The organism is Pseudoalteromonas sp. GB43, assembly GCF_054923805.1.
In genome coordinates this window covers 93,294-117,007 of sequence record NZ_JBPCHJ010000003.1, presented here as the reverse complement: position 1 = coordinate 117,007, position 23,714 = coordinate 93,294, and the positions used below count along the sequence as shown (strand labels likewise).

Here is a 23,714-nt window from a genome sequence, read left to right as displayed (position 1 = left end):
CTTAGGATGAATGAGCCAGAGCATCTCCTCCTTAAGTTCCAAGAAAAGAGCCAATAAAGTATGAGATTGAAAATATCCCAGACAGCAGCAAGCGTGCTTTACAGTGCCATTATGAATTTCTTCTTAATTCTGCCTGTACTAGGATTGACGGAATCTCTTCTGAGCAATAACGAGCTGATGTATGTTACAACGCCAATGACAGCTCTTATTTCTGGTATATGTTATTTGATGCTTCACTTCTTAAAGAGTGCGAAGCTAAATAAAAAAACTCAAAGAGCCTTAATACCACTGATTTTAACTCTTTGCCTAGTATTTACATTTCTTCAGCTTGCTTTTTGGCTGCATATGGATGTCGAAACCCCTTTAGGTCCCATAGATAAAAGTCCATTCGCTTTATCTCTAGCACCAGTCTTTATGTTTGCTATTACTTCTGGGGTGTTTATCAAGCTAAAGTTTTCTAACGTAAGGAGTAATGAACTTAGAAGCATTCAAACTATATCACTCTTCATACTTACTTTGGGATCAGCTGTATGGTATCAGAGCTCATTTTCTATCATTAAAACAGAAGAAGCAAATGCAAGAGAAAAAGTTAAATTAATTGAAATAATGCTAAATAAGACTCTTACAGACCAACAAAAAGCTTTTAATCGAATAATAGCAAGAGCTGAAAGTCTTAACTCAACTGATTTCAATAAATTAATTAAAACTGATACACACCATTACACTGCAGACTACGATATGGTAAAAGGGCTCTTGGTCTTAGATGATAATCTCAAACTAGTTTACGGAAATGAATTTGCAGAAAATTTTTACAACAGAGGTAAACTTGAAAAGGCAACTATAAAAAGTTGGTTGTTAGAAAAATCAAAAGTTACAAACTTTGCGGCCAACTCTCTGACCCTTAAAACTGAAACGCCAGTACTAATGTTTCATGCCATAACTAACCTTGATGAAGATGAGGTTAGACACATCATTATGCTAGTTGACCTGAATCTACTATTCGAAAAGAGTTACCTAGACTACCTAAGTAAATACGACACTTTTATTGAATTAACTCCAGAGTTATTTTTCTCTATCGACATTGAAAATAGCACAAAAGAAAAACTTCAGGATATCAAAGCGAAGTATAATCACTTCATTACCGATAAGATTACTATTAAGGAACTTATCACACACCGGGTATTTAGCTTTATCAGTAATTATCAAACAATCCATTTCAATACTGTTATTACTCAGCTGATACTATGGCTTACGTTTTTATTTCTATTTGTAGTTATTTTAATAGCCGACGCATCAAGAGAATCTGCTTTAAGAGCTAAGTTTGATGAAGTCACTGGCTTATTAAGATTGAACTCTCTTCGCGATGAGTTAATAGCATTTAAAGGCATTGAGCAATTTTCAGTATTTATTTTGAAAATAGATTTATTTGAATCAATTATCAGCTCCTTAGGACATGAAGTTTGCGATGAAATTTTAAGAGTAGTTGCCTGTAGGATCAAAGCAACCATGCGAGGTAACTTTCTTTTATCTAAAGGCTTTGGGGATTCATTTGTTATTTACTTATTTGAAAAGCCGAGTGACAAGAACAGTGAATGTTTAACACAATTACTGAATGAAATATCTAGAACATATGAACTCAATAATTTAAAGATTAATCTTACAGCTAGTGCTGGCTGCGTTAGCTATACCACTCCAGCTGATATAGACATAAAACATAACCTTCACCAAGCTAATATAGCTTTATTCAAGCTATTCAAAGGGGTGGAAATCAACCAGTTTTATTCCAAGCAGCAATGGAGGATGAATACAAAGAGGCTATTGACATAAGGAATGCTTTGTTTGAGGCTATTAAATACAATCAATTCTCTGTTTTTTATCAACCTATCCACAAGCTTGAAGACGAAAGCGTTGTTGGTGTCGAAGCCTTAATTCGCTGGGAGCACAATGATAAATGGATTTCACCCGCAAAATTCATACCTATCGCAGAAACAACCGAGCAAATAGTCCAGATAGGAGATTTAGTTTTACAGCGTGTAATTAGTGATATTAATCGCTCACCTTCACTTCAAAAAATCAAAGTTGCTGTAAACTTTTCAGCTAAACAAATTATTAAGCCTGATTTTCTAAACAACTTAATTGATCAAATAGCAAATAGCGCCGCTCAATTTAACAACTTTACATTAGAGGTCACTGAATCATCTCTTCAGGATAAATCACTTGTAAGTCAAACTCTTCAGGCTGCTATGAACAAGGGAATTAACATTGCTATTGATGACTTTGGGACTGGTTACTCTAGCTTATCATCTCTTGCGAGCCAACCATCAAACATCATTAAAATTGATCGAGAATTCACCTTTGGTGCGGAGGTACCTTCAAAAGAGCAACGCCTATTAGATACAATAATCAATGCCTGTATCGATTTAGATAAAGCTGTCGTAGTGGAAGGTGTCAAAAGTAGAGAGTTGATTAGTTATTTAAGAAAATATAAAGGGATTAGGATCCAAGGGTATTTTTATTCAAAGCCCTTACCTTTGGAAGAATTAATCGAATACATCCATAACCACAAAGTAAAAAAACAATAGGCAACAAGCCATTTATTTTAACAATTACAAATTTCACGTAATCTTAAATACATAGCTTAATTTTTAAAATTAAGCTTTCTCTCATTCTTACATGAAGTGAGACCAGCTAACGTAAAAATAAAACACGCCAATTAAATATCAATTTCCACTATTTTTATTCAAATTTAAATAAAAATCCGGCTTTATGCTGTTTTTAAGAGTTTAAGATTAATTCGACTTTAACGTTGAACATTAACTCTTAAGAGGTTTAAAAATGGAACTAACCAACCAATCAAACATTGTTGAAGCACCAACAATCACTAAAAAAATGTCTACTGCTAAAAAAGCGACCATCGCACTGATGGTAATCTCTTTAGCTCTATTAATTTCACAAGGCGTAATGGCTGCGGCTCCAACTTCTGGTGACTTCCTGTACGGAGTTTACAATGAAGTAGTTGGCTGGTTAACCGGCGCACCTGGCATCATCATTTCAATTTTCACATTTGGCTTTGCTGCTTTCCAAGGCATTATGAAGCAGAACTATGCTACTTGTGTGGGTGCATTCCTTATCGCACTGCTATTTGCAAATGCACAAGATGCTGTTGAGTACTTCCTAACTGCTTCAGTTGGAGTGCTTTAAAACATGGAAACGCCCAATCGCTACCGCTGTAAGACCCACATCAACCAACCGTTATTAATCTTGTTTGTATTTACTAAAGAACAAGTAATACCGTTGATGGTCGCGGTAGCGATTGGCATGGTGACAAAACAGACCTTTATCCTTGTATGCCTAGCCATGGCATACATTTATATCTCTCAAAAGGTTAAAGGCCGATTCCCTAAAGCCTATGTTAAACACAAGCTTTGGTCTTATGGGTTCATCTTAACCAATCAAAGCAAATCAATTGCAGATCCAGTTAAACGTACATACCACCGCTAAGGCAAGAAAATGCTTGATGATAAATCCGCTTCAGTTCGAAGCTTTAAATCAATGGTTGCATCTAACAACATAAGCCGAGTAGCTAACCTATTTTTATCCATTACAGTTGCACTAGGCGCTTTAACACTGTTTTTCAAGGACAGTGAAGTCGTTCTTATCCCAGAACAGAATTACTTTGGTGAGCTTACAATTCAAGGCGATAAAGCTAACCAGAATTACCAACAAGCATGGGCCTACAGCGTGTCTACTCTAATAGGCAACATTAACTCGCAAAACATCGATTTTGTAAAAAAGATAATGATGAAAATGTTATCTCCACAACTACAAGTTGAAATCGAGCCAATGCTGGATAAGCAAGCTGAAATGATAAAAATGCGTGATATACGACAGGTTTTTATTGCTGACGACCTAATTCATGAGCCTGAAACTGATTTAATCACCATTTGGGGCCAAAAAATCACTTTCATTGGTGGAGAACCCAAAGCAGATACAAAGTGGAGCTACGAATTTAAGATCACCGCAAGAAATGGAAGACCTAAAATCACCCACTTAGATCAATATCCGGGCACCCCAAGAAAGCGAAAACAAGCGATGGAAGCGCGTGGCGATGCTGAACCGGGAGCTTTAGAGTCGCAACCTTACTATGACAGTGAACTGGAGATAGGAGTACTAGAAGCGGCAAAAGAACTGAAAGTGAAAGAACAACAGGAGAGCAACTAGATGAAAACGAAATCAATACTTTTAGCCATTGGTTGTGCGTCTAGTACATTCACCTTCGCTAATGATGCAACTGAAAATCCAAGCAATACATTCAAGCTACCAACAGAAGTAGTAAATGAACAACCTATTCCTGTTACAAAACAAGCCATATTTGAAGCGGCTAAAAACGGCATTAAATTAGATAGTCGAAGTGAGCCTGCAATGAAAACAGTTTCACCTCAAGATGAAATCAATCAAATTGCCGATAACGTAAAACCAAACGGAATGATGAATGAAGCTGACTTTAACCAATACCAGCAGCCACAAACTGCACAGTCAATTCGCTCAGGTAATGGGTACTCATTCCTAGATATCGTTAAATCAAAATACAAACCAACCCAAAACCTTAGCAATCTTGAACCGGGCGCTAATATCGCTGTACCTGTAGCTGTCGGCTTGACGAATCCAATCATAACTAATTTTAAGATGGTTGCTGCTAGAACCCACGACGAAGAATCAGTCATTGAATTGGAAGATGGCCGTTTATACATCACTTTAAACTCACTTAAGCCTGTTGCTTTAATGTTGTTTGAAGAAGGCGTTCCAGAGTCAATGATTAATCTTACATTGGTACCAATGGAAGCGATGCCCGTTGTTGTAAATGTCGATGTGAATCTTTCAAAATCGATGCAATACAAAGGCGCAAATCACAGAGCGGAAATAAAAGAGCAAGAAGCATTAGCTGAAGCGTCTTTAACTGAAGGCCACGTCGCAAATGTTGAAACAGATCGAGTAGCGCGTATTAAGCAAATTCTAAAACCTGTTGGTAAAGGTGAAATACCACAAGGTTTTTCACTTTCTCATGATGTATCAAAAGCGATGCACCAACCTTGCGGCTTAACCATTAGTCAGCAAGTACTACAGCGAATTGTCGGTCCAAGAGAAGTTGTTGATGTAGTCAGAGTCCAAAATACAACTACACGCCCCTATACAATTCGTGAACAAATGTGCGAGTCACGTGATGTTATGACCGTTGCCATTTACAACAAATCACTACTTCAACCTGGCGAAGCAACAGAAGTTTATATCCTGCGAGACAAATTGCACCAAAGCATTGTTAACACTAACTCTAAACGTCCTCGTGTAATCAACTAAGGCTGGTGGAAATGAGCATTAAAAAACAATGGGAAAATCCCAAAGTTAGAAAGTTTGCAGCAATACTGATGATTATTCCTATTGCGTTCTTTGGTTATAAGTCGATGTCTTCGAGTGATAAAAAAACCAGTCTGCAGGACAGAATTGCAGCAAGACAAGCTGAAGACCGCCTTGATGGAAAGGGTAAAGTACGCGGGCTATTTGATTCAGAAAGCATTGCTAACATCGATAAAAACGAATTCGACGAAATCTATGACAAGTCTGTAGACTCAATTCGCAGAAAAGAGCGTGAGGTATATACAGAAAAAGAGCGTGTACTTGAGATGGTTCAGCAACAGCAGCAAAGCATTGATGACCTGACGCTAAAATTGAAAGATTACGAGCGCCAACTGGAAGTGCGCGATAGAGCATATGCAAACACCCAACATAATAGACAATCAAATGGTGGCTCACGCTCAAATTACAACACTTCATACTCTGGTGCAGAGCAAGGGCAACAAGCTATAGCTGATGCACCACAACAGTACGATGAGAGGGTCTTTGACAGAACCCCTACTCAGCTTGTTACTGCAAAACCATACATCGAAGGCCGTGTAATTAGAACTATTACCCAACGCAGCGTTCGAAGTATTAAGAGTTCGGGTGTTGTTGAAGAAAAGCAGCAAAAAGATTTGTTGATCACACAACAAAGTCTAAAACCTGAAAAAGAGGTCCAAAAGAAAAGCGATCCAAATGAAGGTGGACTAATTGATTCTGACGAGGGTGTTGTTTACTTGCCTGCAGGCTCATTTTTCTCTGGTGTTTTACTTACTGGTTTGGATGCTCCAACACAGCTTGCAGCCAAGTCTTCTCCTATGCCGGTTGTAATCCGAGTTAAAAAAGAAGCTATCTTACCTAACCATTTCACTTTAGATATTCGCGAGTGTCACGTTATTGGCCAAGCAATCGGGGATTTATCAAGCGAAAGAGCGCATATCCGAGCACAATCAATTACATGTGTACGTAATGACGGTAAGAGTGTTGAAAGCGCGATTCAAGCGAATGCAGTTTCTGACTTTGATGGCAAACTTGGTATAGCCGGCAGACTTGTAAGCAAAAATGGCAACCTCTTAGAAGGCTCTATGGCAGCTGGATTTATGAGTGGCATTTCTAAAGCTGTTGCACCTCAACGAACTACATCAATCAATACGTCTGGTGGTGATAGAGCGGTATGGGAATCAGTAGACTTAGGCTCCGTTGCTTCCGCTGGTGTGTTCCAAGGCTCAGCTGATGCTATGGATAGACTAGCTGAATACTACATCGCTTTAGCAGAACAGATTCACCCTGTAATTGAGATATCACCGGGACGTTCAATTACATTCGCTGTGCTATCTGGCACTAAACTCAAATTAGGTGATTAAACAATGAATGACTATATAAAAATGATTCTAATAAGCCTAGTTATGTCAGCCTTAGCATTTTCCGCCGGTGTATCTTACACAAAAGCAGTAAGCGAAAAATCGATGATTGAGATAACTGATTTACTTGCAGGTTATGCGAAAGTTCAAACGTTTAATCCAGAAGAGATTTCAAAGCGCATTACATCAGAGGGGGCTACACCTGCAGAGCTGGCATCTTATATCGAGCGTTATATTAAGCTCCATCAGCTCAAAGGGGTAATCCTTATTGATGAAAGTTATGTAGTTGCAAAGCCTAATTTCTCATCATCTGCTACGCTTACTATGAGTGAGCTAAATAACCTTAGTGAAAAGTACAATATTAAAACTGAAATAGATTATGGCTCACTCCTTAGTGAATTCAATAAAACAATTAAAAGCGCCAAGAATTACACAAATTAAATCCCAACTAAAAACCGCCTCATCATTTTGTAGGCGGTTTTTTTTGATCTATGTCCTATTTTTGATATCAAATTCCTTGAATTTACATCAGGTATTCATTAACTGAGAGAGCAATTAAAAAACAACGCGATAGCTTACTCTGCTGATATATAATATTAATTCTAAAAATAATTATGATTCACTAATCGCGAATTCAACCCCGAAGTGCACCACTCGCTAAATTAGGCCGCATTGCGTAATTCGTTAAACACAACGACAGGCTGTTTGTAACCTAGGCACTTTCTAGGTCTGGCGTTTAGCGCACGTTCTATATCGGTCACCTGCTTATCCGTTACCGTTCTTAAATCCGTGCCTTTGCGTATGTACTGGCGCAGTAAACCGTTGAAGTTTTCATTCAATCCGCGCTCCCATGAGGAATACGGATTCGCAAAATAAATATCAGTGTTGAGCTTATCTGCAACTAGCTCGTGGTCACAGAACTCGCTGCCATTATCAGCGGTTATCGTATGCACATGACGGCGATATCGCCACAGCATGCCTATCATGGCTCTGCTTACGTCTGCCGCGCTCTTTGCTGGCACTTTACGTATTAAATAAAGCTTGCTTTGGCGTTCAACTAGGCTGACTATGGCACCCGTTCCATGCTTACCCAGTACGGTATCAGCTTCCCAGTCACCGAACCGTCTTTTCTTGTCAACAATCGCTGGGCGGTGCTCAATGCCCACTCGGTTCGGGATAATGACACGCTTCGCACGACGACCTTTGCGATATCGTCGATGGCCTTGTCGTAAGTGCCTAAACAACTTGCCGCCACTCAATTTATCCCGTTGCACATAACCGTAAATCCATGCATGACTCACTGAAAGCCCAATAATCCGGCCCACGCCTGCAATTTGCTCGGGACTCCACTTTTGTTTTAATCCGAACTCAACAAAGGTGATGGTCAGCTTAGATAGACACGACTTTGCGGCTTGAACGCGCCTTTTGAGTGTCTTTGCCTGGGCGACTTCGGGTAGATAGTGATTTTCCCGGATCCTATTTCGTCTGATTTCTCGGCTAATGGTGCTATGACTGACTTTCAGGCGTTTGCCTATCTCACGATAACTAAAGCCCTCGCGTAAGTAGGCTTCTATCTGGTATCTTTGTCCTGCGATCAACTGCTTGTAACTCATGGTAAATGCTTCTGTTTGTTTGGCGACGATAGAGTACCACCAACAGGCAGTTGATCTCTTCTCACCGTTTAACCATGAGTGGTGCACTTATTATCTGAATTCGGGCTTACCTTCTTTTCTAAAGTTAGAAAGGTTTGTAAGTGCAATTTGCGAGAAATTATGTGATTTAGATTCTTCAGCATTACTTGTGTACTTCAGGATTAGTCGAGGGATAGACACAAAAATACAAGTATGTTTTGAACAAACTGAAAGCGAAAAACTTATTCCTATTTTCAATGAGATTATTGGGCAATACCCTGCTTACTTTAAGTACTATTCAGAACGCGAGAATTCGGCCATCTAACTTCAAAATTAGACGGCCTTAGCTTTTGCAATTAATCGTCTAAGCGCTCTTCCCAGTCTTCAGGGCGCTCATCTTCACCTCGGCTTTGCCAATAAGCGTCATGCTCAGGGTTTAGCTGCTGTGAACGGTTGTCATCATCATGTTGGGCCATTTTATTTTTTCCCTTGTTGGTTTTTGTTTGCGGCTCTAGCTGCGCGAGCAGCAAAACCATTAGAATCAACGCCGCCACCATTTTGCTTAGCTTCATTTCTTTGAATACGGGCCAAAGCATCGGTAGTCATTGGAGTTTCTTTCTTCGTCATTATATTTCTCCAAAATAGGTTTATTGTTAGGTGCTCCTAACAACAGAGAGAATAATGCCAAACAAAATTGGCGCTGTGGTGGGGGGAAAGAGTGTAAATTTAATTTTCTCTATGTATTTTTGTAAAACACACTAATCATAAGAAAGTTGAAAATCCGTCTATTAGTGATAATGTATTCAATATTCAGGCAACAGGGCTTGTGAACCTTTATATCTCATATACTTGGCTTGTTGTTTATCATTTAAATGGAGTTTATGAATGTCTGCGTCTAATGGAAATTTTGGGTTTTTAGCTGAACATGATCCATTATTCACTGAGCTTGCTTTATCCGCTGAGCGCTCTTTCGCCAGTGATCCAAATACCACATTAATAAAACTACGTCAGCTAGGCGAAGCATTAGCACAACATATTGCTGCATTGGCTGGTATTGAGTTTGATGAACAAACAACACAAGCTGACCTTTTATACAAAATTAATCGTGAATTACAATTAGAAAATGTTGTACGAGAGTTATTCCGCACTCTTAGGGTTGAAGGTAATAAAGCAACCCACCAATTTAAAACAAAGCATAAAGAAGCAATTAACGGCTTAGTAGTTGCCCGTAAATTAGCAATTTGGTTTCACCAGTCATTTGGTAAAGCTGGCCCAAAGTTTAAGCCTGGGCCATTTATTGCGCCTTCAGATCCGAGTGAACAGTTACGTAAACTTCAAAGTGAAATTGCTAACTTAAAGACTGACCTACAAAAAGCAAATCTTGATTTAAATTCAAGCCACCAGCTGAATGAGTTAATCGCCAAAGAAAAGCATGAATATGAGCAGTTAGCGTATGAAATGGACGAAGAGTCTAAATTATTAGCGCAACAAGCGGCCTCTCATGAACAAGCATTGCAGCAACAACAAAAAGAGTACGAAGCCAAAATAAAGGCACTGCAAATACAGCTAGCTTCACAAGATGAAAAGTCAAAAGCTAACCAACGTGAAAAGCTAAACAATAACACTCAAGCAGCAACTAAACATATCGTACTCGACGAAGCGTTAACTCGTATTTTAATAGATCAGCAATTAACAGAAGCAGGTTGGCAGGCTGATAGTGAAGAGCTTACTTATAAAAACGGCATTCGTCCTGAAAAAGGTAAAAATATCGCAATTGCTGAGTGGCGAACGCGGCCGAGCCGATTACGTATTATTTGCAGGGTTAACACCCATAGCCGTGGTTGAAGCCAAAAAAGAAAACACCAATGTTGCAGGTAAAATTCGTCAAGCTGAGCGATACAGCAAAGGGCTAACAGTCAATCCCCCGCTACTACCCGCTTGGGAATTGCAAGGTTTGACCATAGCATGGCCAGATGAGGCCGAAGACCATTATAAAGTCCCGTTTGTGTATTCTTGTAACGGTCGCCCTCATGTAAAACAACTCGCTGAACAATCTGGTATTTGGTTTCGTGATGTACGGGAGTGCTCAAATACAAAACGAGATTTAAGTAAATTCCACACGCCAACAGGTCTACTCGATACTCTCAAGCGCAGCAAAAGCGAAGCACAAAAAAAATTAGATAAAGAGCCATTTGGCTACTTAAAGCTTAGGGAATACCAAAAAAATGCAATTAGTGCCGTTGAGGATGCACTTGCAAATAACGAACGGCGAGCATTACTTGCAATGGCTACGGGTACTGGTAAAACCCGCACAATCATCGGTTTAATGTACCGTTTTTTAAAAGCAGAACGCTTTAAACGCATTTTATTTTTAGTTGATAGAACCGCACTGGACCAGCAAGCACTCGATGCCTTTAACGAAGCGCCACTAGAGCAAAATCATACTCTTTCAAAAATTTATAATGTCGCAGAACTTGGTGATATGGGTGCAGAGGCTGAAACGCGCGTACAAGTTGCTACCGTGCAAGCAATGGTTAAACGCATATTTATGAGTGATAACCCTCCTCCGCTCGATCAATTTGACTGTATCATTATCGACGAAGCACACCGAGGTTACACACTTGATCAAGAAATGACAGAGGGCGAACTTGCTACACGGGACGCTAGCCAATATTTATCTAGTTACCGACGCGTACTCGATTACTTCGATGCTGTGAAAATAGCGCTCACAGCAACCCCAGCCAAGCACACCAGTGAAATTTTTGGCAAACCTGTGTACACCTATTCTTACCGTGAGGCTGTTGCTGAAGATTGGCTTATCGATCATGAATCACCTATCCGTTATGAGACCTTACTAAGCCAAAATGGCATTCACTTTGATAAAGGTGATAAAGTCCAATCAATTAATACTCATACGGGTGAAATTGAATCAGCAGACCTGGATGATGAGCTTGATTTCGAGATTAATGCATTCAACCGCAAGGTTATTAACGAGAACTTCAACAAAGTCATTTGCGAACAACTTGTTCAAGAACTCGATCCCTTTGGTGATGAAAAAACCATTATATTTTGTGCCCCCTCACAAAACGGCCTTCATGCCGATATGATGAAGCGATTACTTGATGATGCATTTAAAGATCTATATAACGGTGAGTATAACCAAGCGGCTGTAGAAGTTATTAAAGGAGACTCTGATAAAGTCGACCAGAGAATTAGACAGTTTAAGAACGAACGCTACCCTAACATTGCCATAACCGTAGACTTGCTCACTACAGGTATTGACGTGCCTAAAGTCTGTAATCTTGTTTTCATGCGCCGAGTAAAATCACGCATTTTATACGAGCAAATGATCGGCCGTGCAACTCGCCGCTGCGATGAAATAGGTAAAATCGTATTCCGTATCTATGACCCTGTCGATATTTATTCAGCTTTGGCTGAAGTGAACACCATGAAGCCTTTGGTTAAAGACCCTAATATAACCCTAGAACAGTTGGTGGATGAAATCACTAATCCAGAGCTATTAGAACAAGCTCTGAATACACCTGGCGACTCACCACAAGAAAGTCACGCCGATGTTGTACTCAGTCAGTTAAGCCAAAAGGTCATGCGGGTTTTACGTAAAGCAGAAAAAAAGGCCGAAGCAAAGCCTGAACTAAAACAAAAACTAAACGAGCTTGAAAGTTTATGGGGAGTAGAGCCTAAAAACCTTCATACCCATTTACACCAACTAGGGCCAAAGCAAGCTGCAAACTTTATCACAGAACATAGTGGTTTAATCCACCAGCTTGCACAGGTCAATACTTTATTGGGCAGTGAACACCAGCCCGTTATCTCTGAACATCATGATGAAATACGTGAAAGAACACAAAGCTGGGGCACACACAAAAAACCAGAGGATTACCTAGAGAGCTTTAATCAATTCGTTAAAGAGCAGTTAAACCAAAACATAGCCCTTGCGACTGTGGTAAGTAAACCACGCGACCTTTCTCGTGAGCAATTAACTGAAGTAAAACTATTACTTGATGGTGCAGGCTTCTCAGAGGCGAATTTACAAAGCGCGGTACGTAATCAAACCAATCAAGATATAGCAGCAAGTATTGTTGGTCACATTCGGCGCGCAGCCTTAGGTGAACCTCTTATCCCCTTTGAACAACGTGTTGCTCAAGCAATGTTACGTATATACCAAGCACATTCATGGACACCTAATCAGCGCAAATGGTTAGAGCGCCTTGCCAAACAACTTGTGCATGAAGTTATCGTCGACAGAGAGTTTGTTAATAACCGCTTTGATCAGCACGGTGGCGCGAAGCAATTTGACAAGGTGCTTAATAATCAATTAGATACTGTACTTGGTGAAATAAGTGAAGCTATTTGGCCTATTAAGAGCGCATAAAGTAACGTATATAAATAAATGGAATTACTATACATGTTATATAGGTTATGTATAATTTTATGAAAAATTTATACATAACAACGCTGACATGTATAAAAAAGGATAAAAGCTATCTATGTCGACCACTATAGAACCGTTACCGCTTGCGAATATTGAACAGTGGGAAACCCGCGCTGTTTTAAAAAAAACCGCCACTGCCCATCGCCATTTAGCTGAGTTAAAAGGCGTTGCAGCCAGCATACCTAATGAAGCCATATTGATTAACACACTCGCCCTACAAGAAGCAAAAGACAGCTCTGAGGTGGAAAACATCGTAACAACACACGATGAGCTCTATAAAGCGAACCTGTTTGAAGAAGCGGTCACTAACCCCGCAACTAAAGAAGTACAAGATTATGCCGTTGCTTTAAAGCAAGGGTTCGAAACAGCGCGTAAAAGCAAACTTATTCGTCTTGATGACATACTCGCAATACAAAAAAACCTAGAACATAACGATGCAGGTTTACGAAAGCTCCCTGGTACTGACCTAAAAAACGCACGCACTGGTGAAGTGGTTTACACGCCACCACAGCACGCTGATGAAATTACAAAGCTAATGGATAACCTTGTGCAGTTTATCAACAACGATGAACTATGCGATGCCGACCCTCTGGTAAAAATGGCTATTATTCATCACCAATTTGAAAGTATTCATCCCTTTTACGATGGCAACGGCCGTACAGGGCGTATTTTAAATATTTTATATTTGGTCACCAAAGATTTACTAAACTTGCCTGTACTTTACCTGAGCCGATTTGTAATTCAGAACAAAGCCGATTACTACGCTAACCTACAAGCAGTGCGCGATACAGGCAACTGGGAGCCTTGGTTAGAGTTTATGCTTGATGGTGTCATTGATACCGCGCAAAACACTATTTCACTTATCACCGCCATGAAACACCTTATGGCAGAAGCAAAACACGGCATTAGAGCGCAGCTTCCTAAAATTTATAGCCAAGATTTACTCAACAACCTATTTAACCACCCCTACACCAAAATAGACTTTATTGTTGAGGAACTCGGTGTCACTCGCATTACTGCCACCAAATACCTAGAACAGCTGGTGGAACATGGCTTTTTAACCAAACAAAAAGTAGGCCGTGCTAATTACTACATTAACGAGCCTTTGTGCGCCCTACTGGTTGCCCACGGCTAACGCCCAATTACTAATTTTGAGAAAATTATGACTAATAACGACATCGTACAAAAACTTTGGAACCTATGTGACGTACTACGTGACGACGGCATAAACTACAGCGACTATGTCACTGAACTGGTACTGCTTCTTTTTATTAAAATGGTGCACGAAAACACCGAAGCAGGCGTGTTAAAAAAACACCCGCTGCCAGAGGGCTGCCGCTGGCAAGACATTAACGAAAAATCAGGTATTAACTTACTAAATGATTACAAAGCTATTTTGTTTGCGCTTTCAACGGGTAAACGCCTTGAAGCAGACCCAGAAAACCCAGGCCAAACTAAAGAGGTCCAAGTACATGAAGACCCATTGATCAGCGCTATTTATGCCGATGCACAAACCCGCCTGCGTGAGCCACGCCATTTGGAGCAAATGATTAAAACCCTAGATCAAATTGATTGGTTTAGCGCGCAAAAAGACGGCCTAGGTGACTTATATGAAGGCTTATTAGAAAAAAACGCCAGCGAGACTAAATCAGGCGCAGGACAGTACTTTACGCCGCGTGCGCTCATAAACTCAATGGTGCGCTGTATTAAGCCAAAAACAGGCGAAATAATACAAGACCCAGCAGCAGGCACCGCAGGCTTTTTGGTGGCTGCTGATCAATACATGCGCGAGCAAACCGATGACTACTTTGATTTAAGCCCTAAAGAGGCTGAGTTTCAAAAAAACAAAGCCTTTGTTGGTGTTGAACTGGTGCCAAACACCCGCCGCTTATCACTGATGAACTGTTTACTCCACGGTATGGAAGGCGACGATGAAGGCGTGGTGCATTTAGGCAATGCACTTGGTGATGCAGGTAAAGCTTTAGCACAGGCAGACATCATTTTAGCCAACCCACCATTTGGTACTAGTAAAGGCGGCGAAGCCAGCAACACTCGTGACGACCTCACCTACAAAACAGGCAATAAACAACTGGCATTCTTACAGCACATTTACCGTAACCTAAAGCCAGGTGACCGCGCTGCAGTTGTGTTACCTGATAACGTGTTATTTGAAGCGGGTGTCGGCACTGATGTGCGCCGCGACCTGATGAACAAGTGTAACTTACATACGATTTTACGCTTACCTACAGGTATCTTTTATGCTCAAGGCGTAAAAACCAACGTGCTCTTTTTTACCAAAGGCTCAGCCACCGACAAATACCAAGAAGAAAACTGCACCGAAAACGTCTGGGTGTATGACCTGCGCACCAATATGCCGAGCTTCGGCAAACGTACACCATTTGGTGATAACCACTTAACACCATTTGAAACGGTGTATGGTGAAAATGCCAATGGCACCAGCCCTCGTACTGAAGGCGAGTACAGCTTTGGTGCAGAAGAAATCGCCGTTGATAAAGAAGCCGCAGCAGAAAATAAAGGCGTTGACGATAAACTCGCACATAGCCGCTGGCGCTGCTTTACCCGCCAGTGGATTAGTGATACCAAAAACGACTCACTCGATATCAGTTGGCTAAAAGACAAAGACAGCATTGATGCCGCCGACCTACCAGCGCCAGAAGCATTGGCTAAAGAAGCCAAAGAGGGGTTGACCGGTGCGTTGGTGGAGCTGGATGAGTTAATGGCTGAGTTGAGTGAAAGTTAAATGGATAAAATGAACTTACCAGTGGAGTGGTTACTCACAAAGTTAGACAGCCTTGCCGTTGATATCTCTTATGGTTACACAGCGTCTTCGACTTCTGAAAATGTCGGTCCTCAGATGCTCCGTATTACAGATATTCAGAATAATCAGGTAAATTGGCAAGATGTTCCTTTTTGTCAGATAGATGAAGACAAAAAAGCGAAGTATAAGCTTGAAAAAGGAGATTTATTATTTGCAAGAACTGGTGCTACAGTAGGTAAAAGCTTCCTTCTAAAAGAGGAGCCACCCGAGTCTGTATATGCCTCGTACCTTATTAGAGTGAGAACAGCTCATAGTGAATTGACATCGAATTTGTCGCATTTTTTCAATTCTGCGCAGTATTGGCAACAGATAACCGAGTTTAGCTCGGGAATTGGTCAGCCAAATGTTAATGGAACAAAGTTAAAGGGATTGGATATACCACTCCCCCCTCTCGCCGAGCAGAAGGTTATTGCGGACAAACTGGATAAGTTACTAGCGAAAGTCGACAGCATTAAAGCACGCCTAGACGCCGTCCCCGACACCCTAAAACGCTTCCGCCAATCCGTCCTCGCCGCCGCAGTTAGCGGTAAATTGACAGAAGAGTGGAGAGCATTAAATAAAGTAACAGGTAAGTGGTTAATTGAAAGTGCTGATAAAGTTTGTCTGAAAGTTCAAAGTGGCTCAACACCAAGAAATAATCCATTTGATCAGGGTGGTACGATACCTTTCCTTAAGGTATACAATATTGTCAATCAAGCCATAGATTTTGATTATAAACCGCAATTTATCACAACAGAAGTTCATCAAGAAAAATTGAAACGTTCCATAGGTCTCCCAGGAGATGTTCTGATGAATATTGTCGGTCCTCCTCTTGGAAAAGTAGCAATACTTACAGGCCAGTATCCTGAGTGGAATCTTAACCAAGCGATAACTTTATTTAGAGTTAATCCAGAACAACTCTTAAATAAATATCTTTATTTTGTATTGTGTGAGGGAGCGCTAGTTCGAGATGTGGTTCATGATACTAAAGGTATTGTTGGGCAAGTGAATATATCATTGTCACAATGTAGACAAGCAAAGATTCCGATTCCATCATTAGAAGAACAAGCCGAAATCGTCCGTCGCGTCGAAAAGCTCTTCGCCTACGCGGACAAAGTCGAAGCTGAGGTGAACGCCGCCCAACAGCGCGTAAATAAACTCACTCAGTCAATCCTAGCCAAAGCCTTCCGCGGTGAACTCTCCGCCAAATGGCGTGAGCAAAACCCCGACCTCATCAGCGGTGAAAATTCAGCAGAAGCCTTACTAGCCTTGCTCCAGAAAGAACGCAAAGCCGAGCGAGAAAAGTTAAAACCTAATAAGAAAACACACACAAGGAAAAAAGTGTAATGCGCTTACTTTCACTGAGATTAGATGGACAATATAAAGGCCTAAAAAATCGCCTCTTTAACTTTGAAAGTACCACAGATAATGTGATTGCTTTTATTGGGTTAAACGGTTCGGGGAAATCTCAGTTACTAGAGTTGATCGCTGAATGCTTTGCATACTTAGAAAGGTTACAGCGAGATGACTTCAAAAATAAGGGTCATCTTGCTTTTGATTTCACCTTAATTTACAGCATGAAAGGTTATGTTAATCAATCACCATTTGACAAAACTACTATATTTGGTCAAAAGTTTCGAGTTGAGGGGGGCTTTACGGACCCTATATTTACCGTCACAGTCAATGCTAACAGTAAACCCAAAATTGAGGTCGAGCAGCAGGGACAAACGGACAAAATAGATATAGAACAATTAACACTGCCCTATGTTGTAGGTTACTCCTCAGGCTTAAATGAAAACCTACAAAGGCCGTTTTTAAAAAATGCAAACCAACTATTCAAAGCATTAAGGGCTCGTGCTCGATATCACAAAGAAAAACGAAAGTTGGATATTGATTACGAGAAAAGCCTTAATAATACAGAGCTTTCGTTTAACACTTATCTAAACAATAAAAAAGAACTACTGAAAAAATACAAACGAAACCATCCTTACTTGTTTACCTACAATACCGCAGAGTATCTAGAAGATGAGCAAGAGCTACCCGAAACGACGACCCATCTATCTAATTTTATTTACCTAGACTACGACAGTGCTCAATTTGCCGTTGCCTTAAGTGATTTTCGGTTTAATGCCCTTTTTAAGAAGCGCAGATTCTGAAAAAGAAAATTTAACGAGCCTTACTTACACGACTCCTACATTGCTACAGCTAGAGTTTGATTTTACTCTGTCTCACGTTACCGATGAAATCGTTGATGATGTTCGGTCATTTATCAGAATAGCTGAGTCAACTGGCGGAGCCATCGAATACACGGGCATAAAAACGACTACTGAAGAATATGAATATTACGAGTTAGATTCTTTAAAAGGCATTATTAGCCTTGACCTAAAACGCTTGGCTTTTGAAAACGAGCTATCAACGTTTGGTACCTATGACCGATTTAGGTTATTTGAACGCTTATACAAAGCGCAACAACTTGGCATGAAAAACGTTAATACACATGGCAGAAAACTCCTAGAGGAAAATGGCTTCATTGGTACAGTTAAGAAACCCCTCAAAGTAAGACTTCCTCTTATGTCTAAACGTTTGATGTTGTGTGGAGGTGAACTCAATGAAGTGTCCTATGAAGAACTATCTGATGGCGAGTCCCAACTATTGCAAATATTGGCCATTATAAAACTGTACAGCAATGAAAATACGTTATTCCTTCTTGATGAGCCAGAAACACATTTAAACCCAGCTTGGCGAACAATGTTTCATACTTATTTAACAAACGCATTAATGGGCGAAGGTAAAGAAACAAATTCACAGGTATTCGTATCAACTCACTCCCCATTCATGGTGTCCTCACTTAAACGCAGCAATGTGTTCTTGTTTAGCCGCAAAGGCAAAGAAGAGATAAATTTTCAGCCAGTTCAAAAAGAGACCTATGGCGCCTCATTTGATGTGTTAATTAAAGGTTTTTTCGAGCTTCGCTCATTAATATCGCAAAGCGTCATAGATGAAATTAGAGAGCAGTTAAAAAAAGGTGATGCCCACGCAAAAGAGTGGATTGAAGACAACCTAGGCTTGTCTGCTGAAAAAGCCTACTTGATAAGGAAATTGAGTCAATAATGCTGTTTCGTTTAGCCCCCAATACACCAAGCTTTGAAGTATTTAGATTGCTTAATGAAGAGCTTCTATACTTCTTTGAACAAATTGTTAATAGCGACACTTTCAGTAGAGTACTGTTTACCCAGGAAGCGGTTGGACAAGCTTGTTGGGATAATAAGCCCACGAGGGATAAATTTAAGGGCTTATGGGACTCAATAAACGCTGCTGGCTTAAGAACAAAGCAACAGTTACTTAATACAATGCAAAGCAATCAAAACCTCCAGGTGTTCTTTGGCACTCCACAACGAGATTTGCTCAATTTCATGAATGAGCATTGCAGAGAAGCTTTAAAGCTATTGTGTACACATTTATATTGCTCAACCAAAGATTTAGCCCCTATCATCACCGCTGCTGGTGGTGTAGACATAAAGGCTCACTTTAACGCATATAGAGCTCAAACTGTAAATGGAAATATATGCAAAGCTTGTGGAATGGAGAAGCTCGCCCCTTTCAGAGCCAACACTCCAGATAAAGACCAGTGGCGAGCAGACTACGACCATCAACTATGCAAATCAAAGTACCCTATATTTGCTGTTCATCCAGATAATTTGATTCCACTATGTGACGTATGTAACCAAGATGCAAAAAAGGCAAAGGACCTATTTAGAGACGAAGATAAGAAAGCCCGTTTAGCATTTTACCCATTCAATGAAGAAGCAAAGGACTATATTAATATTGGATTCGAGCAACTCCATGATCCTGAGCCTATTATAAAAGTTAAATGGAACGCTCCAGACGGCACTATCTTAGATAAACTAAATACGTGGGATGAAGTCTATGAAATCCGCAATCGAGTTGAAGGACAGTTTCGCTCTTTAGAAGCTATAATAGAAGATGAGCTTAATCCAAATAGCCTAGCAGACGTGAGAAGGAAGATAGCCGGAAAAGCTCGACCCTTATCTCCCAATACCCTAAAAAGGAAGGAGTGGGCATACTGGTATCATAAGTTATTTTCAGAGCTGAACCTGATTGACTTAGCTCCCTTTGCCGCTAAGTGGGAATTCATACAACAACAAGCGACTGATGGCGGTGATTACATATTAAACCCACCATAATTAAAAATACACCTCAGAAAGCTCAAAGTTGGTAACGTTATGGTTACCATTAAAAATGAATAAAAAATATAAAACACTGTTATTGCCGATAATTTAAATGTAAAACGACATTCAAATTCAGAATAGCAAATAATGAAAACGGATGCATGTTCCAGGTTTTAAAATAATGAGAGCACAAGCTGATGCTCTAGAAATGCCTGCTGCTTACTTGTTTTTTATTAAGGAAACGTTTGCCCGTTCGATACTATAATTTCAATAAGAGTTAAAAACAAAAAACCAGCTATTTAGCTGGCTTTTAACTTTATTGTTAAGCATATTTTAATGAAGGAATAGCTGTCACGACATCAGGAAGTTCCATATTTTCAGCCTCCCAAGTATCTAATTTTGCCTGCATATTGATCCAGATAGATACTCCTGTACCTGTAGCTTCTGAAAGCCTTCTAGCCATAGCATGTGAGCATTTTGCTTTACCATTTACAAACTCGCTCAACGCTTTTCTCGATATGCCAAGATACTCGGCGGCTTTAGTAATAGATATGCCTCTTTCATCCAATATGGTGAACTTGAAAAACTCACCAGGATGTGATGGTTTTCTAGTTTGTCTCATTTTAATCTCCAAATTTCCCTTATTTAGGGAGGCTGTTAAAATAATCAACAGCCTTTTTATGGATAAAACTAGCCTGCTTTGATGTTTTTACCATGATAATCACGATAATCTAGTAATACGGCACCATCATCTTTTATTTGAAACGTGATGCGCCAATTACCATTAACCTCAATACTGAAAACACCTTCACCTGAACCCTTTTTCTCTGAAAACTTACTATTATAAAGAGCTTTCAAATCTTTAGGGTGATGGGAAGAGTCTATTGCATCTAGTATATATCCGACTTTTTTTAAGTGATCGCTTTGGATTCCACTTGGGTTGTCATCATAAAAGAACCTCTTAAGCCCTTTATGTTTAAAACTTTTGATTGCCATGCTACACCTCCTTCGCATTGCGTATAATTTATATAATTAGTCATAATTTTGCCTTATTGTTTTCTCATATTGTTTTATCAACAAACTAATGCCTAACTATTGAATTACTTTATGCTTTTAGCCTTCACTATAGAGGATGTAGTCACTGATTAACTTAATAGTAACGCGTAACGTTACACTTGTCAACAAAGATATTCTTTAGTAATTATGTGGCCTTGTTACTATTTCAAAATGAGGCATCATGAGCAATTGCCTCCTCTTTTCTGGGCTTCGCCCATACCCCCACTTCAGAAGCTTTCAGCTTCATTATAAAACCAAGTCTTTTGATTTTTAGGCGCGATCAGTCCGAGCCTTACGCATGCGTAAAACAGGGGCGAATAGGCGTTAGCCGCTGAGCTTAATCAGCCAGTTTTTCTTACAACCACACCGGAGAATAACTATGACCTTTAATGCTAATGCTAAAGCAAAAGCGTTGCGCCTAAAAAACGAGAAAAAATTGATCAGTAAAAAACGATTTAAGCCATCCAAGCTAGATAAACATAAACAACGACTTTTGGCTCTTTATGAAGAAGATACGAGTATAGCCAATCTTCAAAGATGGCTCTTGCGTAAAGGAATGGAGTACATTGGACAACTGTAAAACGTTGGGTACAAAAGAATGCCTAAGTTCGCAAAACCAGAAGCGCAAGCGGAAAAGCTAGCTAAAAACTTATTTAAGCACAAAATTATTAAATCTTTAGGTACTGCTCGAAGTTATAAAACTGCACTTATAAAAATAGCTCGGTGGTCAAAGGATATTGGCATCAATGGTGTGCAAGGGATGAGCACTCAAGATGCTTATAAATACCTTGATTACCGCAGTGAGTTTGTAGGCCAAAAAACACTGGATATGGAACGGCAAGCAATCCAAGCTATGTTTAAACTCAACAGCAAACTTGGCCCTAAAGAAACGCTGACTGTAATAAAATCTGAAAAAGAGATAATCGAAAAGTCTCGCGCTTACACTCCAGCCCAAGCCCATGCAATTAGTGAACATCAAACTAAAAAATATAATTTATCTACACAAATAGCCTACGCAGCAGGATAAAGAGCCCATGAGCTTTTAACGATTGCCAGAGTATCAGAGCGTAAAGCTGATAGCCGCCCTGCGTTAAACAGTAAATGGCTTGGTCGAGAAGGTTATATTTATACAGTGAAAGGCAAAGGTGGCCTAATTCGTGATGTACTAATACCTGACGCACTAGCTACTCAATTAGAACCAAGGCGCTTAGCGCAGCCTATAACGGTTCGTGATAGGGAAATTAACTATTTGCAACGTTATGATATTGGTGGTGGTCATAAATGGTCATGCTCATTCTCAAAAGCATCTTGTCGCACACTCTTTTTTTCTAATGGCGGTCATAACATCAGGCATAGCTATGCGCAAGAGAGAATGACTGAGCTAAAAAGCTTAGGTTTAAGTAGAGCAAATGCTCTCGAAACTGTATCGCAAGAGCTAGGTCACTTCAGGGCTGAAATTACTGAAGTTTATTTGAGGTAGGCAATTACACAAAGTTAGTTACGGTCTCTAATTGACTGATAGACCTAAAAGCATAATTAGTATAAGCCTTGCTTTAGCAATTTCGTAAGCTATCGTTAACTATTCAAATACAAATCACTCCAACCCAATCTACCTATCTTTATCAAGAACTATAATGGTTTAAGTGCATTAAGCTATCATTAGAAGAGGCCTGCTTAAATAAACTTGTGAATAATTCCGCTTCCTGAGTCATTGGAACGAAGCAATTCATAATTGCTATGAATGCTCTTTCTCTGACTTCTTCCTCCAGCACAAAAAGCTCTTGAATTACCGGAATTATTAACTCTTTAAATGTGTTTAACTGCCCATTAACTCTTATCGCTAATGCTTCATATTCTAGCCAGTACTCAAAGTGTTGCTCACTTCTACATATCACTGACTTAAAATCAGCTGCGGTACTAAAGCATTTATATATAAACCAAACAGAGATCAAACCCATTTCAGTTTTAATAGGGTGTCTAATTAAAAACCCCTTAAAAAGACTGTATAACACATCTACATTAATACTTTTCCTCAACTCTACTTGATTAAGCATCTTAAAAAACAGATCTCGACAGCTCTTTTGATTCCTATTGACCTCAAATAATTTATCAAAGATAGATTTAAATTTGGTTTGAGTATAGTCAGTTACATTATCAGCATCTAAATAGTGAATAAAGAGATCTATAAGTAGGTCCATTCGCATGTTTGGCTCATATAAGCCCATATCGCAAGCCTTTGCTACTAAATCGTATTTATCACTATTATTAATGAGCTTTACTGCGAAAATATGTTCGATAACATTAAAGGTGTTAGCAAATTTTGCAGTTTCGCAATTTAATTTAATATAGTGTGATAGGTATAAATCGTCAGTGATAAGCAGTGAACGGTGAGATAACATTACTTCCGTATAGAGAGCTATTGAATCTGTTGCTTTAACACTAGCATCTAGCAAGATTAGTTTATCTAGATGTTTTTGAATCACTAGCTGAATTCGCTTTGCCAGTAAGTTGTTTATTTCTCCGTAAGCATAAGCAGCTTGATTAATATTATTAAACACTGTTCTTAGTAAGCTGAATCCTGAAATATTCTCGAGAAATAGATCAAGTACCTCTAGCTCAGCAAGTATTAATAAAGAAGTCTCTTCTAAAATGAAAATTATTTCGTCAGAGTTACATGCTTCAGCAAAACTCTCGGCCTTAGCTTGTGGTGCTTGCTTGATTCTAAACTCAATGAATTCATCAGGATAATTTAGTGAGTAACTCCAAGAGGTAAAAATACTACCTGTATTACTTAAGAAGTCATGCCGCATGCTA

At 39.7% G+C, this 23,714-nt stretch carries 22 protein-coding genes and 1 pseudogene; 18 read left to right on the top strand and 5 right to left on the bottom strand.

From position 1 onward, the window contains the following. Nucleotides 1-60 precede the first annotated feature (60 nt). The 8 genes from ACRWSG_RS22650 to ACRWSG_RS22615 all read left to right on the top strand — a co-directional run bounded on the left by ACRWSG_RS22650 (nucleotide 61) and on the right by ACRWSG_RS22615 (nucleotide 7,193). On the top strand, nucleotides 61-1,827 hold the full coding sequence (locus ACRWSG_RS22650; protein ID WP_462167626.1) for a GGDEF domain-containing protein: 1,767 nt from the start codon (nucleotides 61-63) through the stop codon (nucleotides 1,825-1,827). Then, nucleotides 1,794-2,582, top strand: a complete 789-nt coding sequence (locus tag ACRWSG_RS22645) for an EAL domain-containing protein (RefSeq protein ID WP_462167625.1) — start codon at nucleotides 1,794-1,796, stop codon at nucleotides 2,580-2,582. Before ACRWSG_RS22650 ends, ACRWSG_RS22645 begins: the two co-directional genes overlap by 34 nt. Nucleotides 2,583-2,835: 253 nt before the next feature. Further along, nucleotides 2,836-3,201 carry a hypothetical protein gene (locus ACRWSG_RS22640; RefSeq protein ID WP_055022201.1) on the top strand — a complete coding sequence of 122 codons (366 nt, stop codon included), beginning with the start codon at nucleotides 2,836-2,838 and terminating at the stop codon, nucleotides 3,199-3,201. A gap of 3 nt (nucleotides 3,202-3,204) precedes the next feature. Then, nucleotides 3,205-3,501, top strand: a complete 297-nt coding sequence (locus ACRWSG_RS22635) for a type IV conjugative transfer system protein TraL (RefSeq protein ID WP_462167624.1) — start codon at nucleotides 3,205-3,207, stop codon at nucleotides 3,499-3,501. Between the two features lie 9 nt (nucleotides 3,502-3,510). Further along, nucleotides 3,511-4,221, top strand: a complete 711-nt coding sequence (locus tag ACRWSG_RS22630; protein WP_462167623.1) for a TraE/TraK family type IV conjugative transfer system protein — start codon at nucleotides 3,511-3,513, stop codon at nucleotides 4,219-4,221. After that, nucleotides 4,222-5,355 (top strand): hypothetical protein, encoded by a 1,134-nt coding sequence (locus tag ACRWSG_RS22625; RefSeq protein ID WP_462167622.1) that lies wholly within the window; start codon nucleotides 4,222-4,224, stop codon nucleotides 5,353-5,355. Nucleotides 5,356-5,366: 11 nt separating this feature from the next. Then, nucleotides 5,367-6,755, top strand: a complete 1,389-nt coding sequence (locus tag ACRWSG_RS22620) for a TraB/VirB10 family protein (RefSeq protein WP_462167621.1) — start codon at nucleotides 5,367-5,369, stop codon at nucleotides 6,753-6,755. Nucleotides 6,756-6,758: 3 nt separating this feature from the next. Continuing rightward, nucleotides 6,759-7,193: a hypothetical protein gene (locus tag ACRWSG_RS22615; RefSeq protein WP_274169656.1), complete on the top strand. Its 435-nt coding sequence runs from the start codon at nucleotides 6,759-6,761 to the stop codon at nucleotides 7,191-7,193. A gap of 221 nt (nucleotides 7,194-7,414) precedes the next feature. Here ACRWSG_RS22615 and ACRWSG_RS22610 read toward each other — a convergent pair whose 3' ends face one another. Then, the gene (locus ACRWSG_RS22610; protein ID WP_462167710.1) at nucleotides 7,415-8,365 is read right to left on the bottom strand and encodes an IS30 family transposase; all 951 of its coding nucleotides are present in this window, start codon (nucleotides 8,363-8,365) and stop codon (nucleotides 7,415-7,417) included. Nucleotides 8,366-8,860: 495 nt separating this feature from the next. Further along, the gene (locus ACRWSG_RS22605) at nucleotides 8,861-9,010 is read right to left on the bottom strand and encodes a hypothetical protein (RefSeq protein WP_167330986.1); all 150 of its coding nucleotides are present in this window, start codon (nucleotides 9,008-9,010) and stop codon (nucleotides 8,861-8,863) included. 258 nt (nucleotides 9,011-9,268) lie between these two features. On the opposite strand from ACRWSG_RS22605, the pseudogene hsdR reads away from it, so the two are divergent. The 7 genes and pseudogenes from hsdR (at nucleotide 9,269) to ACRWSG_RS22570 (ending at nucleotide 19,859) form a co-directional block, all read left to right on the top strand. Continuing rightward, nucleotides 9,269-12,776, top strand: a pseudogene (gene hsdR, locus ACRWSG_RS22600) (type I restriction-modification system endonuclease). Between the two features lie 115 nt (nucleotides 12,777-12,891). Continuing rightward, complete coding sequence (locus ACRWSG_RS22595) at nucleotides 12,892-13,971, top strand: Fic family protein (protein WP_063529394.1); 1,080 nt, start codon at nucleotides 12,892-12,894, stop codon at nucleotides 13,969-13,971. A gap of 27 nt (nucleotides 13,972-13,998) precedes the next feature. Next, entirely contained in the window at nucleotides 13,999-15,597 is a 1,599-nt protein-coding gene (locus ACRWSG_RS22590; RefSeq protein WP_462167620.1) for a class I SAM-dependent DNA methyltransferase, read from the top strand. Beyond that, nucleotides 15,598-17,001: a restriction endonuclease subunit S gene (locus tag ACRWSG_RS22585; protein ID WP_462167619.1), complete on the top strand. Its 1,404-nt coding sequence runs from the start codon at nucleotides 15,598-15,600 to the stop codon at nucleotides 16,999-17,001. Continuing rightward, the gene (locus ACRWSG_RS22580; RefSeq protein WP_462167618.1) at nucleotides 17,001-17,810 is read left to right on the top strand and encodes an ATP-binding protein; all 810 of its coding nucleotides are present in this window, start codon (nucleotides 17,001-17,003) and stop codon (nucleotides 17,808-17,810) included. Before ACRWSG_RS22585 ends, ACRWSG_RS22580 begins: the two co-directional genes overlap by 1 nt. Next, nucleotides 17,782-18,765, top strand: a complete 984-nt coding sequence (locus tag ACRWSG_RS22575) for an AAA family ATPase (protein WP_462167617.1) — start codon at nucleotides 17,782-17,784, stop codon at nucleotides 18,763-18,765. Before ACRWSG_RS22580 ends, ACRWSG_RS22575 begins: the two co-directional genes overlap by 29 nt. Continuing rightward, complete coding sequence (locus ACRWSG_RS22570) at nucleotides 18,765-19,859, top strand: hypothetical protein (protein ID WP_462167616.1); 1,095 nt, start codon at nucleotides 18,765-18,767, stop codon at nucleotides 19,857-19,859. The genes ACRWSG_RS22575 and ACRWSG_RS22570 overlap by 1 nt, the downstream gene beginning before the upstream one ends. A 307-nt stretch (nucleotides 19,860-20,166) precedes the next feature. Here ACRWSG_RS22570 and ACRWSG_RS22565 read toward each other — a convergent pair whose 3' ends face one another. Together ACRWSG_RS22565 and ACRWSG_RS22560 are read right to left on the bottom strand one after the other, a co-directional pair. Next, nucleotides 20,167-20,466: a HigA family addiction module antitoxin gene (locus tag ACRWSG_RS22565; RefSeq protein ID WP_462167615.1), complete on the bottom strand. Its 300-nt coding sequence runs from the start codon at nucleotides 20,464-20,466 to the stop codon at nucleotides 20,167-20,169. Nucleotides 20,467-20,534: 68 nt separating this feature from the next. Then, a complete protein-coding gene (locus ACRWSG_RS22560) occupies nucleotides 20,535-20,840 on the bottom strand; it encodes a type II toxin-antitoxin system RelE/ParE family toxin (RefSeq protein WP_309167713.1) in 306 nt (101 codons plus the stop codon). Nucleotides 20,841-21,279: 439 nt separating this feature from the next. Between ACRWSG_RS22560 and ACRWSG_RS22555 the strand changes: the two genes are divergently transcribed. The 3 genes from ACRWSG_RS22555 (at nucleotide 21,280) to ACRWSG_RS22545 (ending at nucleotide 22,380) form a co-directional block, all read left to right on the top strand. Further along, a complete protein-coding gene (locus tag ACRWSG_RS22555; RefSeq protein ID WP_462167614.1) occupies nucleotides 21,280-21,480 on the top strand; it encodes a hypothetical protein in 201 nt (66 codons plus the stop codon). Between the two features lie 18 nt (nucleotides 21,481-21,498). Then, on the top strand, nucleotides 21,499-21,927 hold the full coding sequence (locus ACRWSG_RS22550) for a hypothetical protein (RefSeq protein ID WP_462167613.1): 429 nt from the start codon (nucleotides 21,499-21,501) through the stop codon (nucleotides 21,925-21,927). 105 nt (nucleotides 21,928-22,032) lie between these two features. Continuing rightward, the gene (locus tag ACRWSG_RS22545; RefSeq protein ID WP_462167612.1) at nucleotides 22,033-22,380 is read left to right on the top strand and encodes a hypothetical protein; all 348 of its coding nucleotides are present in this window, start codon (nucleotides 22,033-22,035) and stop codon (nucleotides 22,378-22,380) included. 142 nt (nucleotides 22,381-22,522) lie between these two features. Here the strand turns inward: ACRWSG_RS22545 and ACRWSG_RS22540 are convergent, their stop codons facing one another. Beyond that, nucleotides 22,523-23,710 (bottom strand): hypothetical protein, encoded by a 1,188-nt coding sequence (locus ACRWSG_RS22540; protein ID WP_462167611.1) that lies wholly within the window; start codon nucleotides 23,708-23,710, stop codon nucleotides 22,523-22,525. Nucleotides 23,711-23,714 lie beyond the last annotated feature (4 nt).

Bases quoted from the DNA above. Each gene is read 5' to 3' on its own strand.
- ACRWSG_RS22650 (WP_462167626.1), top strand. From the start codon at position 61: ATGAGATTGAAAATATCCCAGACAGCAGCAAGCGTGCTTTACAGTGCC.
- ACRWSG_RS22645 (WP_462167625.1), top strand. From the start codon at position 1,794: ATGGAGGATGAATACAAAGAGGCTATTGACATAAGGAATGCTTTGTTT.
- ACRWSG_RS22640 (WP_055022201.1), top strand. From the start codon at position 2,836: ATGGAACTAACCAACCAATCAAACATTGTTGAAGCACCAACAATCACT.
- ACRWSG_RS22635 (WP_462167624.1), top strand. From the start codon at position 3,205: ATGGAAACGCCCAATCGCTACCGCTGTAAGACCCACATCAACCAACCG.
- ACRWSG_RS22630 (WP_462167623.1), top strand. From the start codon at position 3,511: ATGCTTGATGATAAATCCGCTTCAGTTCGAAGCTTTAAATCAATGGTT.
- ACRWSG_RS22625 (WP_462167622.1), top strand. From the start codon at position 4,222: ATGAAAACGAAATCAATACTTTTAGCCATTGGTTGTGCGTCTAGTACA.
- ACRWSG_RS22620 (WP_462167621.1), top strand. From the start codon at position 5,367: ATGAGCATTAAAAAACAATGGGAAAATCCCAAAGTTAGAAAGTTTGCA.
- ACRWSG_RS22615 (WP_274169656.1), top strand. From the start codon at position 6,759: ATGAATGACTATATAAAAATGATTCTAATAAGCCTAGTTATGTCAGCC.
- ACRWSG_RS22610 (WP_462167710.1), bottom strand. From the start codon at position 8,365: ATGAGTTACAAGCAGTTGATCGCAGGACAAAGATACCAGATAGAAGCC.
- ACRWSG_RS22605 (WP_167330986.1), bottom strand. From the start codon at position 9,010: ATGACGAAGAAAGAAACTCCAATGACTACCGATGCTTTGGCCCGTATT.
- ACRWSG_RS22595 (WP_063529394.1), top strand. From the start codon at position 12,892: ATGTCGACCACTATAGAACCGTTACCGCTTGCGAATATTGAACAGTGG.
- ACRWSG_RS22590 (WP_462167620.1), top strand. From the start codon at position 13,999: ATGACTAATAACGACATCGTACAAAAACTTTGGAACCTATGTGACGTA.
- ACRWSG_RS22585 (WP_462167619.1), top strand. From the start codon at position 15,598: ATGGATAAAATGAACTTACCAGTGGAGTGGTTACTCACAAAGTTAGAC.
- ACRWSG_RS22580 (WP_462167618.1), top strand. From the start codon at position 17,001: ATGCGCTTACTTTCACTGAGATTAGATGGACAATATAAAGGCCTAAAA.
- ACRWSG_RS22575 (WP_462167617.1), top strand. From the start codon at position 17,782: ATGCCCTTTTTAAGAAGCGCAGATTCTGAAAAAGAAAATTTAACGAGC.
- ACRWSG_RS22570 (WP_462167616.1), top strand. From the start codon at position 18,765: ATGCTGTTTCGTTTAGCCCCCAATACACCAAGCTTTGAAGTATTTAGA.
- ACRWSG_RS22565 (WP_462167615.1), bottom strand. From the start codon at position 20,466: ATGAGACAAACTAGAAAACCATCACATCCTGGTGAGTTTTTCAAGTTC.
- ACRWSG_RS22560 (WP_309167713.1), bottom strand. From the start codon at position 20,840: ATGGCAATCAAAAGTTTTAAACATAAAGGGCTTAAGAGGTTCTTTTAT.
- ACRWSG_RS22555 (WP_462167614.1), top strand. From the start codon at position 21,280: ATGACCTTTAATGCTAATGCTAAAGCAAAAGCGTTGCGCCTAAAAAAC.
- ACRWSG_RS22550 (WP_462167613.1), top strand. From the start codon at position 21,499: ATGCCTAAGTTCGCAAAACCAGAAGCGCAAGCGGAAAAGCTAGCTAAA.
- ACRWSG_RS22540 (WP_462167611.1), bottom strand. From the start codon at position 23,710: ATGCGGCATGACTTCTTAAGTAATACAGGTAGTATTTTTACCTCTTGG.